The organism is Pseudodesulfovibrio tunisiensis, from assembly GCF_022809775.1.
In the GTDB taxonomy this organism is placed as follows: domain Bacteria; phylum Desulfobacterota; class Desulfovibrionia; order Desulfovibrionales; family Desulfovibrionaceae; genus Pseudodesulfovibrio; species Pseudodesulfovibrio tunisiensis.
Window position 1 is genome coordinate 849,607 of the sequence record NZ_CP094380.1, and the last position, 12,243, is coordinate 861,849.

Consider the following 12,243-nt stretch of genomic DNA (forward strand, 5'->3'; position numbering starts at 1 on the left):
CCTTCTATTGTCGAGCAAGCAGCCCGGCCATGGCTTCATGCAGAAGGCCGTTGGAGGCCAGTATATTCGGCGAACGCAACCGATGCGGGGTTGCCGAATCAAACTCGCTGATGCACCCGCCCGCTTCGTTTACCAGCAGAATTCCGGCAGCCACGTCCCAGGGATTCAATGCGCTTTCCCAGAAGGCATCATATCGACCGCAAGCCACATAGGCCAAATCCAAGGCCGCGGCCCCGGGCCGACGCACCCCCTGCGAAGCGGGAAGCAGCGTTTGCAAATGACGCAGGACCGTGTCCAGATGCTCCTCGATGGCATAGGGAAATCCGGTGGCAACCAGAGCGTCCTGCACGTCGTCAACGCGGGAGACATGAATGGGGGCACCATTGCGAAAAGCCCCCATCCCCTTGCCCGCGCTGTACAATTCGCCCAGCAGCGGCAGATTGATCACACCAGCCACAACACGATCACGATGCCAGAGCGCCACGGAAGTCGCCACGAACGGCAAGCCGTGCGCAAAATTCGTGGTGCCGTCCAAAGGATCGATTATCCATGTCAATTCACCCGGTTCGGTCTGCTTGGCCGTCTCCTCGGCAAGAAAGTCAGCCTCGGGAACCAATGCGGCAAGCTGTTCCTTGAGAAACAGCTCGACACCGAGATCGGTTTCCGTGACAAGATCGTTTCTGCCCTTGTGCCGAATCCGGCGCTCTCTGCCGTCGGCCTCGCGAATGATTTCGCCGGAACGGGCAACCACGGGAATCAAGGAGTCGAGCAATTGGGAAAGGTCGCTGTTGTGCATGCAGTGTACATACAAAAAAAACGGGCGGTTGAAAACCGCCCGTTCAAATTGGAACAGCTCCGGCTATGAACGCCGCTGCACAAAGAATTCCACTGTCCGATTGTAGGTCTTTTCCTCTTCCGGAGTGAAATAGCATCCGGGCAGTTCCCCACGCTGCCGATGGTAGTGCAGGCATTCGCAACAGATACCATGCCTGTCGCAAGGGTATGTACAGGTACAGTATTGTTCATTGATCTTTGCCCGAGGGCATTGGTCCTTTTTTTTCATACCACCCCACCTTGAAAGGAAAAATCAAACTTGCCAGCCTGTTAACGAGGTCATGAATACTACGTCACCTTTAAACGGGTGTCAATATTCGAGGTCGCAAACCTGATAATCGCACGATTCCCGAATGAAGCATTCACACCAGCCCCCGGCTCGACTCTCCCAATAGCCCGTTGCCAAATCCCGAACCTGATTGCATAAAATACTGGTCAACTCAGCCCTTTGCGAATACGATGAAATCAATCATCACACGTTCACCAAAAGACCAATAATGTGGGAAAAGGCTTTCAGCGAAGTTCCGGGACTGTTCCGAAAAAATGAATCCAGCGAGGCAACTCCGCTGGAGTTGCGTACTATCGAGCAGGTCAAATCCCATTTCGATTGGCTGCATATCAAGCACTGCCTCCTGAAACCGTATTTCGAGACCGAAGAATATCCTCTGGTCGAATCTCGCGAACTGCTTCCCTCCTTTGAAGTGGATCTCTACGAATACAAGGCATTGCCGGGGTTCACGGCAGTTGTCTTCGAGCGTCCCCTGAGTTCCTTTCAGGAAATATTTCAATATGATTCCCTGCATTCCCTTACGGATTGGCAACTGGATTTCGAAGCCGACGCCTGCTCTCTGGAAGGCAATGTCTCGGCAGCCAACACCCGCACGTTTCTGAGCCGCCTGCCCAAACGGCATCACGCCGAATTCGTGAAGCAAATGCACGACTCGGACATATGCGCTCTGGAAAACTACGAGAACATGCTTCCCTTCCTCCTCGAACTTGAACGCGCGCACATCATTGCCCATGACAGTTCCGGCGCGTTCGGACTTCAGGGGATTTACGCCTCCCTGCCCTCGAATCTGGATTCCGAGCTCAAGCAGTTCGGCCTGAAAATCGGCAAATTCAAGCCGGGCGACAGCTTCATGTACGAGTGCAACCGACTGTTCGTGTACCATTTTCTCATGGAACTGCACGGATTTCCCATTGTCTCGGAGCGTCGCACCTCGGCCGCCATGTTCGCTCGCCGCCTGTTGCGTCAGGGGGAACGATTCATGATCCGCGTCCTCGGCCAGAGCGACAGGACCATCACCACGTTCACGTCTCCGCTGGCAGTCAGCGCAAGACGTCGGAAAGCCCATCCCAAGGTGGAGAAGATCGCTTTGGTGCAGGTCAATGAGAATCAGACCGAAGCCATCGCCCTGCTCAAGGATCAGGGCTTTTTCGTGGACGAAAAGAAACGGGTCGTGATACTTCGCGTCACCTACCAGCAGCACGACTACAACTCCCGCAACATCCGGGAAGACAGAGCGCTTTCCGTCCGCACGCAGGAAGTCATTCACCCGATCACCGGGCGAATTCTGGATCATCTGAACATCATTCAGGACGTCCAGAACATGATCCTGCGACTCAACGACATCGTGCGCGGCGAATTCAAGGGCACGGTGAACTACAAGCGCCGGGAAAACGTCACGGACACGGATACGCACGAGAAACGACTGAAATTCCTGTTCAGCTGGCTGTCCAAGCACATGCACCGGATCATCGACTACTCGGATGAATACTATGCACAGGTGGTGCGCGTTCTGGACGGGTATCTGCTCGCCCCGGACAACTACGACGTCTTCAATGAACTCTTCGACCTTCATCAGGAAGTCTGGTCGAAATACAGCCAGATTCAGCAGGCGCGAAAAATCAGGGCGCTTGAGGATCTCCACGCCAGACGCTACAAGGGCGAACGCATCGGCTACCGAAGGACCTTGGAGCTGATGACATCCATACTCAATGAATTGAAGTTTGAAATCGTCAACTATTTCGACAAATTCGTCGCAAAAGTTCTCGTCATTGGCGAGGACATGGTCTCGGACAGGTATCTGCAACGCAATTATGTGGAAAAGAAGGACGAGGAGCTGTCCGCATACGGCCTTGAAACCAAGCGGCTGTACTATCGCCTCGTGGCGCTTCTGGACGAATTCCGTTCCATCCGGAAATCCCGCATGTCCACCGGCGGCACTCGCAGCATAGGCTTCTAGTTCCAGTACCAACAAGGAGGAGAATTTGGACTCTCTCGCTGTCACCCCCCTTACCGAATGGCACAGGAAAAACGGGGCGAAAATGGCTCCGTTCGCCGGTTTCGACATGCCCGTCCAGTACAAGGGCATCATTGTCGAACACAAACACACCCGCTCCAAGGTCGGCATCTTCGACATATGCCACATGGGGGAACTGATTCTGGAGGGCCCCGGCGCCCTTGAAGCCTTGAACAAAGTTGTCACTCACGATCTGACCACCCTGGCCCCGGGCAAATGCCGCTACGGATTCCTGCTCAATGAATCCGGGGGAATCACGGATGACCTCATCGTCTACTGTCTGAAAGATGACGCCTACATGCTCGTGGTCAATGGCGCTTGCCGGGAAAAGGACCATGCCGCAATCTCCGGCAAGCTGCCCGATGCCCTGCCCCTGAAGGATGTCAGCGACGAAACCGCCAAGATCGACGTTCAGGGGCCCGAAAGTCTGGCCGTGATCAACGAAGTTCTTGGCGCGGACTTCAGCCATTTGAAATATTTCAATTTCGAGCAGTGTCAGGTCGCGGGATGCTCCATGATCGTCAGCCGCACCGGCTACACCGGCGAATTGGGGTATGAACTGTACCTGCCTGCGGACAAGGCACTGGAAATCTGGGAAAAACTTGCTGCGGACGAGCGCGTGGAGCCCGTGGGACTGGGCGCACGAGACACGCTGCGTCTGGAGATCGGCTACCCCTTGTACGGTCAGGATCTGGACGACGACCATACCCCCGTGGAATCCGGCGGCGGTTTCTTCCTGAAAAAGGAAACCGAGTACATGGGCAAAGCCGGCCTTGGAAAAGTTCGGGAAAAGCTCGTTCCCCTGTCCATTCAGGGACGCCGCACCGCCCGTCACGGAGATGACGTCTGCCTGCCGTCCGGCGAGAAAACCGGCGTGATCACCAGCGGTTCCTTTTCCCCATCCCTTGGGCACTGCATTGCTCTGGCCTATGTCCGGGCCGAGGACGAGGATAATGACATCTTCATCGTCAAGACGGCCCGGGCCGAGCTTGAGGCCGCCAAGGTCGGTCTGCCCTTTTATGCCGAAGGAACTGCCCGAAGGAAAATCGCCTAGGCAATCATCTCATGGAAAACAAAAAAACGGGGGACAGCAATGTCCCCCGTTTTTTTGTTTTTTCAATGCAATGAACTCTGCGTCACACTCTGCCGAAACGCAATCCGGCCAACCAGTTTTTCACGGAATCCGCCAACCCGGGCACGGAAACCCAGGCCAACCGCAGCACGGCCAGCCCGCCCATGACCATGTTGCCGAACCATGCCCCCAGAACGGGCGGCACAGTGCCCTGCTGTCCCGCGGAAACACCGACTACATGAAAACCGTAGTGCACGAACACGAGAGCCAGAGCCAAACCGATGTTCAGGAACAGGTTGTCCGACACCGTGGACAGGGCCAAGGCGAGCAAGGCCATGACACAAACGGAAAAGGCATAGGCAAAGCGGGAGTGCCACACGGTTTCCAGCTGATTCACGTTGGCACCGGACACCTTGAGATTCCCAATGACATCCCCCAGTTCCCACAGAGGCAACTGGGCCTTGTCATTACTCAGCTTGACAGCGGAAAAGGACTCCAGATTCTGCCGAACCGACAGGAATTGTGAAAGTCGTTCCGCCGCCCTGAAGGTCCGGGTGTCCAATTCATGCACATCGAGCAGGCCCCAGCCGTTGTCGTCCACCAGAGCCTTTTTCGCGGAAATGATTCGAATCAGCCGCTCGCTGTCCGTGGCGAATTCATACACAGTGACACCCGTAGCCCTGCTCTTGCTGGGTTGGGCCTCCTCGGCATGCACCACAAACGGGCCGTCCCGAAACCAAAGGTGCTTGATTCGCAACTCATCCAGTTGCCGCTTGCGAACCTCCTCCTTCCAGATGCGGTTGGCCTCATGCTCGCCATAGACGCCCACAACCTGGGAAAAACCGAATTGCACGCCGCTCCAGAACAGTCCGTACCAGACGAAAAACATGATGAACCATGTCCATGACACCCCTCCGGCGCGCAAGGCCAGCATCTCTTTCGATCGAGAAAGAATGCCCAATTGAATGACCATGGCCAGCACGAAAATCGCGGGCATGAGCTGGGAGATGATGAGCGGAATCTTGACCAGAAAATAGAAGAATATCGTTTCGGTTCCGACTTCGGCCTGCACGAAATTGTCCAGCCTGTCGAACACGTCGGACAACAGGTACAAACAGGCGCCGCAACACAGGCAGATAAGCATGTAATACATGTTCTGCCGCAGCAGATATCGGGAGAGCACGCCGAACCGCATCAGGCCGATCTCCTTCGCAAACGCGTCGCCCAGACGACAATCGAGGGAAGCCGTTCCAGATTGGCATATCTGAAGCCCATAACGGAAAAAAGAGCAAACAGGAGATTCGGCACCCACAGAGCCAATCCGGGATTCGACGCCCCGGATTCCCCCATGCTCACCCCCACGGAGAATACGCTGTAGTAGACAAGAAAAAAGACAAGGGCGAGCAACAGACCGTATTTCTGATTCAAGCCCTGAAAAAATACTGCCATGGGCAAAGCGAACAAGCCGAGAATGAAGCAGCCAAGCGGCAAGGTCAGCCTCTTGTAATACTCCGTATGTATCTTGTTGAAATTCCGCGTGGAATACCGCATATCCGCGTTGCCCTGTTCCAACAGTTCCCCCAGCTGGGCAAACGACATTTCCTTTGGTTTTTCCTCGCCGGAAAGGGAAATTCCCCCGACCATGTTGGCGAACGGCAGCCGTACGGAATACTTGCCGAATTTCAGCAGTGTCAGGCTGTCGCCCTGATTCTTGAAAATGCTGCCGTTACGGAATTCGATGCGAATATCCCCGGTATCATGATCAAAATGCACCTGTCCGGAAGGTGCGGTCACAACCACCTTGACGCTCCTGTTCGTCCTGTCCTCCACGAAGATGTCCTTGAAGGAACTGGTGGCCGGGTCCACCTTGCGGGCATATATGGTGAGGTTGGGGTATTCCTGATTGAAAATGCCCGGCTGAATGGCCAGTCTGGATTTTGTTCTGGCCAGTTCCACAAGTCGCACCTTGAAGGCGTCGTAACAGGTGGAAATGCCGTAAAAGGAAACCCCGTACGTCAAGGTCGTGACCAGAGCGCAAAACAGCAACGGTGCCGGGAGCATCCGAAACAGACTGACCCCGCTGGCCTTGAGCGCGGTCAGCTCATTGTCGGAACTCATGCGCAAAAAGGTCAGAAACACGCTCAGCATGCAGCTGATCGGCGCGATGAGCAGCATGAAAAGCGGACTCATCAGAAAAAAAAGCTGCAACAGATCAAGCACGCCGAGATCAAGCGCGAGCAGCAGCGTGCGCAATTGCAGCATCCGGCCGATGAGAATCAACCCGAGCAGACAGGACACCGTCAGGCCGAACAGCTTGACGAGTTCCATGAATATGTGACGATGGAGCAACTTCACCGGCGGGAATTACCGTTCCTGTTCAGCGAGAAAACGCTCCAGAAATTCCACATCCCTGGGGCCGAGATTGAAACGCATGGCGGCCTCCTCGACCAATTTGGAAAGCGGTTTTTCCGGATTGTCCTGGCGGGCCTGACTGATCCAGGCCACGGCCTTCTTGGCCAATTCGCTGTGAGTCATGACTGTCGTCACGGCATTCTCCTGTGGTTCAAGATTTCGCGGCTAAACTACACCACCTTACAAGGGGTTGCAAGGCGGGCCGCCTTGGGCTAGCAGGCTGGTTACCCATGCGGATTTCCAGCGCCTCGCATCAAGTTGCCGAGGCGGCATCCATGTTCCATGGCATGTCGGCAAATTCGCTGAACACGCAGCACACACCACAAGGGGTGACAATGACTTCATGGTACGTGGCCGTCATTCTCGGCATAATCGAAGGCCTGACCGAATTCCTTCCGGTTTCCAGCACCGGGCATCTCATCATTGCCGGGCACCTGCTCGGCTACACCGGCCCCAAGGCGGAAACCTTTGAAATCGTCATCCAGCTTGGTGCCATTCTCGCCGTGGTGGTGCTCTATTGGGAACGCTTTTACGGACTTCTCGATTTTTCCGGCAAAAGGAATTTCTCGGGAATACGAGGACTTTGGCTCCTGTTCCTGACATCGCTGCCCGCATCCGTTGTCGGCCTGCTGGCTCACAAGTTCATCAAGACCCACCTGTTCTCCCCGGTCACGGTTGCCTGGGCCCTTGGCGTGGGCGCGGTCATCATTTTCATCGTGGAAGGCATGAACAAGAAGGAAACCGCTGCCGAAATTGACGACATCACGCCAGCCTTGGCTTTCGGAATCGGCTGTTTCCAGTGCCTCGCCCTGTGGCCCGGCTTTTCCCGCTCCGCGGCCACGATCATGGGCGGCATGCTCCTCGGAGTCCGCCGCTCAACCGCCGCGGAATACTCCTTCATCGCCGCCGTCCCCATCATGTGCGCGGCCACGGGCTACGATTTCCTGAAAAACTACCAATTGTTCGAGGCCGGAGATATGCTTTTTCTGGCCATCGGATTCAGCGTCTCCTTTTTTTCCGCCTGGGCCGCGGTCAAGGGATTCATTTACCTGTTGGGAAAAACCACGCTCCGCCCCTTTGCTGTTTATCGTCTGGCTCTGGCTCCGCTGGTTTTGCTTTTTTTATAAGTAATTTCAAATCGTAAAAAAATTCATTTTTTACTTGCCAAGCGTCTCAAAGTCGGTCTATATGCTTTTCCGCGCTGAGGGCGCGACCCCAAAACGTGGCGGGGTAGCTCAGTTGGTCAGAGCATGCGGCTCATATCCGCAGAGTCGGAGGTTCAAGTCCTCTCCCCGCTACCACGGTAACACAAAGCTCGCAGGATTCATCTTGCGGGCTTTTTCTTTTCTCCAATTCACAATTCAACAAAAGTTCGGCGTACGGGCATTTCAAAGATATTCCAACTTTTTCCCTTGCCAAGAGAGCCTTGATCCTTATATAGGTCTTGACCTCAAGAGGTTCTTTGAAATGGGGGCGCATTGGTTTCGACGGGGATAGTCGATGCCAAGGTTGCAGGTCGAGGTTGGTCGATGGCCTCGTAAAAATCGACCAAGCACACAAGTGCCAATAACGATTACGAATACGCTATGGCTGCCTAGCGCAGAGTAGCACCTGACAACATCTGATTGTCACGACTCCTTCTCCGAGGCTTCATAGGAGGAACGAGTCGTCAATTCATGAAGCTGGCGTCTTCCGTTTGCACGTTGCGGAAGGCGTGAGAACTAAAAGCGCGCTGGCCTGACGGCCGCCCTGGGCCGGGGCAATCCGTCAGGCGAGATTCACAAACGGTCCTAAACCTGTAGACGCCTTGAGCAAAGCGTTCTCGGACGGGGGTTCGACTCCCCCCGCCTCCACCATTTATCCTCAATCTTTTCAATTATTTGCGCTGCAAACACCCCGAAAACCCGTGGTGTTGATGTGGTGCACATAATTACCCTCCTCCACGTCGTTTCAAGTGAACGATTTTCTCGCCGTTCCCCTGTGCACGGCGAATCAGTTTCGACATCTCGAAAGCCCGCTCTCCCTGGAGCTGGCAGTACCGATCAAACGCCTTGTTGGTGTCATGCTCGGACGCATCCTTGGCAGCGTCCCGGCCAGCCAGCTTGGCGAGCTGCGTTGTCGAGGTGTGCCGGGTTCCGCCGTACAGATCCACGCCTTCAACCCCGACCAGCTTGCAGGCCCGCTTCCACCAGACATAGAGATACTTCTGCCCGAAGGGCGTTCCCTCCTTCACGGGCGGAATGGCATTGTGATGCCGGAAGAACAGCGTGCCGGGCAGCGCGGGATATTTCCGCTTGAGCCAGTCCAGCACCTCCACATGCTCGTCCAGCAGCCGCACGGTCTTGCGCCGGTTCTTGCGTTTGGTCGGGCGCGGGAAATCCAGCACGCCGTAGTGCAGGTCAATGTGGCCTTCTTCCAGCCGGAGCAGGTCCAGCGGCCGCAGATTGGTGTAGATCGAAAGCAGGTCGATCCCCACGTATATCTTTGGATTGAGGTCCCACGTCAGCTCCCGCACCTTGTCCTTGATCTTCTTCTGGGTCTCCCAGTCCGTGAAGTTGCGCCAGCCCAATTCGAATTCGATGACCGGAAGGACAGGCACCTGATCACGGGTCAGGATTTCCTCTTCGACCAGCCACCGGGTGAAAAACACGTTCAACACGCTTCGATAGTTTGCCCTGGTCTTGCTCTTCACGTTCAATCCGAGCAGGAAGTGCTTGATCTCGCGCCGCCCGATGGATTTGACGTTCCGGTCGCCCCACGCCTCGATGGCCATTTTCATGACCCGCGTCAGCTTCTGCTTGTAATTGTCGGACAGATTCGTTTCCGCGTGCCTCTCGTCCACGAATTCCTCGGCCAGCTTTTCAAAGGATAATGGGTTGTCGGCCTGATAATCCCGAAAATCCAGAGTTCCCTTGTCCTCCTCGAACCGGATCCCGTTGAGGAATCGCTCGGCCTCGGCGTAGGTCCGGAAGCACTTCCGCAGCTCGCGGCCGAACTTGACGTAGAACTGACGGTACGCCGCCACATGCGGATGTCTGGGACAAAAGCATCCGCCCCGCCGCTCGTCATGCCGCAGGGGACCACCACAAATGCCACACTTCTGCCGAGTGTAGATGTTGCCTTTCATGCATAAACCTCCTGATAAACCCACAGGAGTAGCATGCTGGCTATGGTGGTACAACCTGTTCATTTTCTTAATGAGTTTCCTTATGGTTTCTCATCATGCGGACCATGACCGGAAAGACATCAAGCCATGATCAGCCTTTGACAGTTTGTTCGGTGCGGGCGACAAGCGCATCAAGGTCAGCGGCCAGAACCGGATATTCATCCCGGCACGACTCAGCGTAAGCACGCAAAGCCGGAATCGCATGCGGATCATGGGTGACATCCAGAACGAAATACTCACACCCATCATGCTTTTCACCGGGAGCATCCCGCCGGTCCGTTCGAAACACGACATACTTGTTGTAAATGCCCTTGCTTTTGTCTTTCATGATGCCCCTCTTCCCCAAAAGTTGTTGTGACGGCCCCCAGCGTAGGCTCCAGGGGCTGCCTTGGTTGCGCTACAGTGCGCAAACGGTGTCGCCCTGATCGTTCATCAGGTACGCTTTCCTGTCGTAGTAAACGGCCACCACGTCGCCGTCGTATCGGGCTAGGATCAGCCGCTTGCAGTCTTTGGCCGTGTCGTCCATTCCAAACGAGTACGAGCACTCTTCATCAGCCATGGCCGGGTTGACTCGTTCGTTTTGGGTGTCCAGCTTGACGCACTCCATGAAGCTCCATCCGTGTTCGGTTTCAAACTTTGCAATCATTGCGTATCTCCTTGCGTGCTTACGTTCGTGCCTACGGAAAAATTGTGATGATTGCGGATAGGGCTAGATTGTTGCGGCCCGTTCGTAATACGCGGTTGCCTGTCCCATCACCCAAGCCCTCTTTTGAGAGAGCTTTTCGATGGCTGCATCGTGCTTCTCAGGGGAGAACCCCCACTGAGATTCCATTCCACAGGCGCGTTGCTGACAGGCGTTGATCATTTCGACCAGCATCATGTTTGCTGCCCGCTGATAGCGGTACGCCCTCTCCAAAAATAGGACGCGCCGGGCCTGCCTATCAATGGAGCCATAGGTCGGCTTTTGATTCCTGTCGGCCCACGCCGCTTGCCTGATTTTATTCATGGTCAACTCCTGACTGCTGATAGTCTTAGAAATTCGGATGGGCCTTGCTGTAGACGGCCCACAGATAGGAGCGCCCCTTGGGTGTGAGGTCGTACTCAGCGGTCACCAGTCCATGCTTTTCGGCGATGGTGCGCGAGGTGTGGCCCTGGTAGTAGCCGGACGCAACCTTGAGCACGGCCATATCAACCACTTCGCGCTTGGTGATGTGGTCGCCAAAATCCGCGTATGCGTGGACGCGCTCGATTTCTTCGTCCGAGATGATGCTTTCCGGGGTTTCCATGGTCATTTTGTGTCTCCTGATTTTGAAGCATTGGTCTGCGGGGTATTTGCAATAAATTGATACGGGGTGCATAGTCCCCGTAAAATCGGGAGGCCAACAAATGACAAGCTGGGCGCATGAAAAAGTAGACCAATTGTGTGGTGGCTTTTTTGGGTGGCAGGAGGGAAACTGCCAAAGCACCTTTTGCCGTTATTTTTGGAAAAGCCTTTGGAATCTGACAGTTTTTTTTGTCGGGTTCTGCGTGCTCTTTTTGGGAGACCTTGCCCTTGCTTTTCTTGTGGACCCAACGAAGGCCTGGATACTGAGTTTGTTCGGTTCATAAAATTGCCTCACTTCTATCAATTTTGCGGCCAGTTGGCGGGCCGTTCAGTGCGCTCGAACTCGTACACCCACACCCAGTCATTTCTCTCCCATGAGCCGGGGTAGAGGTCGTGCCACAGGGAGTGGAACAACTCCCTAGCGGACAGCGCACCGCAAGCCTCGCAGCCCTCGCCGTCGTACCAAGCGTCGGAATGAATCCTGTCGCGTCTGACCGGACACGGCGTTTCCTCATCACCAATCCCCTCGGCGATACAGTCCTCAATGGAGATGTCCTGAACCCGCTCGACGCGAACGTCGGTGATCTTGACGAAGAGACGGGCGGCTTCCTTAAAAATGCCGTTGGGTATGCCCTGTTTTTTCCAGACCCAATTAGGCGCACCATATGGGAACTTCTGGCCGTTAGAGTCCCAAACCTCAGACATCCGCCATGGGGTGTTGATTTCTTCTTCGTGATCATCGGCCATATATTTGATCCGCATCCATTCATACTGGCAGTCCGGTGATTCTTCGTAAGCAACCACACGGCCAGGTTCACGAATCCAAAGGACATCGCCTTTTTGATGCGGGGCGAACCGTTCTCCTGGATAAAAGTCACCGTATGAATTTTCGGCAAAGAAGTATGTCGGGTCGTTTTTATCGATGTCCGCGTTAATGGTCAGACGGTCAGGGATAACCCTTCGCGTCTGCGTCTTGCGGCCCTCCAAGATGGAGAGCGCAAGCGAAGCGGTGAACGGCATGCAACCTAATTCCATAAACCTACCCTCTCATTCCCCGATGCGAAATTCAGGAGGGCGGGCGATGCGCGCTGCCCCTCGCCTTGTCTCGGTCCATGGCCCGAAACGCGGCTCG

General features: G+C 55.1%; 14 protein-coding genes, 1 tRNA gene and 1 other RNA gene. 5 read left to right on the forward strand and 11 right to left on the reverse strand.

Features of this window, described 5'->3' with window-relative positions:
• Positions 1–4: 4 nt before the first annotated feature.
• The gene (locus MPN23_RS04235) at positions 5–796 is read right to left on the reverse strand and encodes an inositol monophosphatase family protein (RefSeq protein ID WP_243546320.1); all 792 of its coding nucleotides are present in this window, start codon (positions 794–796) and stop codon (positions 5–7) included.
• 63 nt (positions 797–859) lie between these two features.
• Positions 860–1,063 carry a DUF6485 family protein gene (locus tag MPN23_RS04240; protein WP_243546321.1) on the reverse strand — a complete coding sequence of 68 codons (204 nt, stop codon included), beginning with the start codon at positions 1,061–1,063 and terminating at the stop codon, positions 860–862.
• A 268-nt stretch (positions 1,064–1,331) separates the two neighbouring features.
• Here MPN23_RS04240 and MPN23_RS04245 point away from each other — a divergent pair, with 268 nt between their 5' ends.
• Positions 1,332–3,080: a hypothetical protein gene (locus MPN23_RS04245; RefSeq protein WP_243546323.1), complete on the forward strand. Its 1,749-nt coding sequence runs from the start codon at positions 1,332–1,334 to the stop codon at positions 3,078–3,080.
• A 25-nt stretch (positions 3,081–3,105) separates the two neighbouring features.
• On the forward strand, positions 3,106–4,191 hold the full coding sequence (gcvT, locus tag MPN23_RS04250; RefSeq protein WP_243546324.1) for a glycine cleavage system aminomethyltransferase GcvT: 1,086 nt from the start codon (positions 3,106–3,108) through the stop codon (positions 4,189–4,191).
• A gap of 82 nt (positions 4,192–4,273) precedes the next feature.
• Here gcvT and MPN23_RS04255 read toward each other — a convergent pair whose 3' ends face one another.
• From MPN23_RS04255 to MPN23_RS04265, 3 genes are read right to left on the reverse strand one after another with little or no spacing between them, the layout of a single operon-like run.
• Positions 4,274–5,404: an LptF/LptG family permease gene (locus MPN23_RS04255; protein WP_243546325.1), complete on the reverse strand. Its 1,131-nt coding sequence runs from the start codon at positions 5,402–5,404 to the stop codon at positions 4,274–4,276.
• A complete protein-coding gene (locus tag MPN23_RS04260) occupies positions 5,404–6,564 on the reverse strand; it encodes an LptF/LptG family permease (protein ID WP_243546327.1) in 1,161 nt (386 codons plus the stop codon). The genes MPN23_RS04255 and MPN23_RS04260 overlap by 1 nt, the downstream gene beginning before the upstream one ends.
• A gap of 9 nt (positions 6,565–6,573) precedes the next feature.
• Positions 6,574–6,756, reverse strand: a complete 183-nt coding sequence (locus MPN23_RS04265; RefSeq protein ID WP_243546329.1) for a hypothetical protein — start codon at positions 6,754–6,756, stop codon at positions 6,574–6,576.
• Between the two features lie 200 nt (positions 6,757–6,956).
• Here MPN23_RS04265 and MPN23_RS04270 point away from each other — a divergent pair, with 200 nt between their 5' ends.
• From MPN23_RS04270 to ssrA, 3 genes are all read left to right on the forward strand, one after another.
• Positions 6,957–7,748, forward strand: a complete 792-nt coding sequence (locus tag MPN23_RS04270; protein ID WP_243546331.1) for an undecaprenyl-diphosphate phosphatase — start codon at positions 6,957–6,959, stop codon at positions 7,746–7,748.
• A gap of 97 nt (positions 7,749–7,845) precedes the next feature.
• Positions 7,846–7,922, forward strand: a tRNA-Met gene (locus MPN23_RS04275).
• A gap of 168 nt (positions 7,923–8,090) precedes the next feature.
• Positions 8,091–8,477, forward strand: a transfer-messenger RNA (tmRNA) gene (gene ssrA / locus MPN23_RS04280).
• 74 nt (positions 8,478–8,551) lie between these two features.
• Here the strand turns inward: ssrA and MPN23_RS04285 are convergent.
• The 6 genes from MPN23_RS04285 to MPN23_RS04310 form a co-directional block, all read right to left on the reverse strand.
• Positions 8,552–9,748: a tyrosine-type recombinase/integrase gene (locus tag MPN23_RS04285; protein ID WP_243546335.1), complete on the reverse strand. Its 1,197-nt coding sequence runs from the start codon at positions 9,746–9,748 to the stop codon at positions 8,552–8,554.
• Between the two features lie 130 nt (positions 9,749–9,878).
• A complete protein-coding gene (locus MPN23_RS04290) occupies positions 9,879–10,115 on the reverse strand; it encodes a hypothetical protein (protein WP_243546337.1) in 237 nt (78 codons plus the stop codon).
• 69 nt (positions 10,116–10,184) lie between these two features.
• Positions 10,185–10,433: a hypothetical protein gene (locus MPN23_RS04295; protein WP_243546338.1), complete on the reverse strand. Its 249-nt coding sequence runs from the start codon at positions 10,431–10,433 to the stop codon at positions 10,185–10,187.
• 63 nt (positions 10,434–10,496) lie between these two features.
• Complete coding sequence (locus MPN23_RS04300; protein WP_243546340.1) at positions 10,497–10,793, reverse strand: hypothetical protein; 297 nt, start codon at positions 10,791–10,793, stop codon at positions 10,497–10,499.
• Between the two features lie 25 nt (positions 10,794–10,818).
• Positions 10,819–11,079, reverse strand: a complete 261-nt coding sequence (locus tag MPN23_RS04305) for a hypothetical protein (protein WP_243546341.1) — start codon at positions 11,077–11,079, stop codon at positions 10,819–10,821.
• A 332-nt stretch (positions 11,080–11,411) separates the two neighbouring features.
• Positions 11,412–12,131, reverse strand: a complete 720-nt coding sequence (locus MPN23_RS04310) for a hypothetical protein (RefSeq protein ID WP_243546343.1) — start codon at positions 12,129–12,131, stop codon at positions 11,412–11,414.
• Between the last annotated feature and the right edge of the window lie 112 nt (positions 12,132–12,243).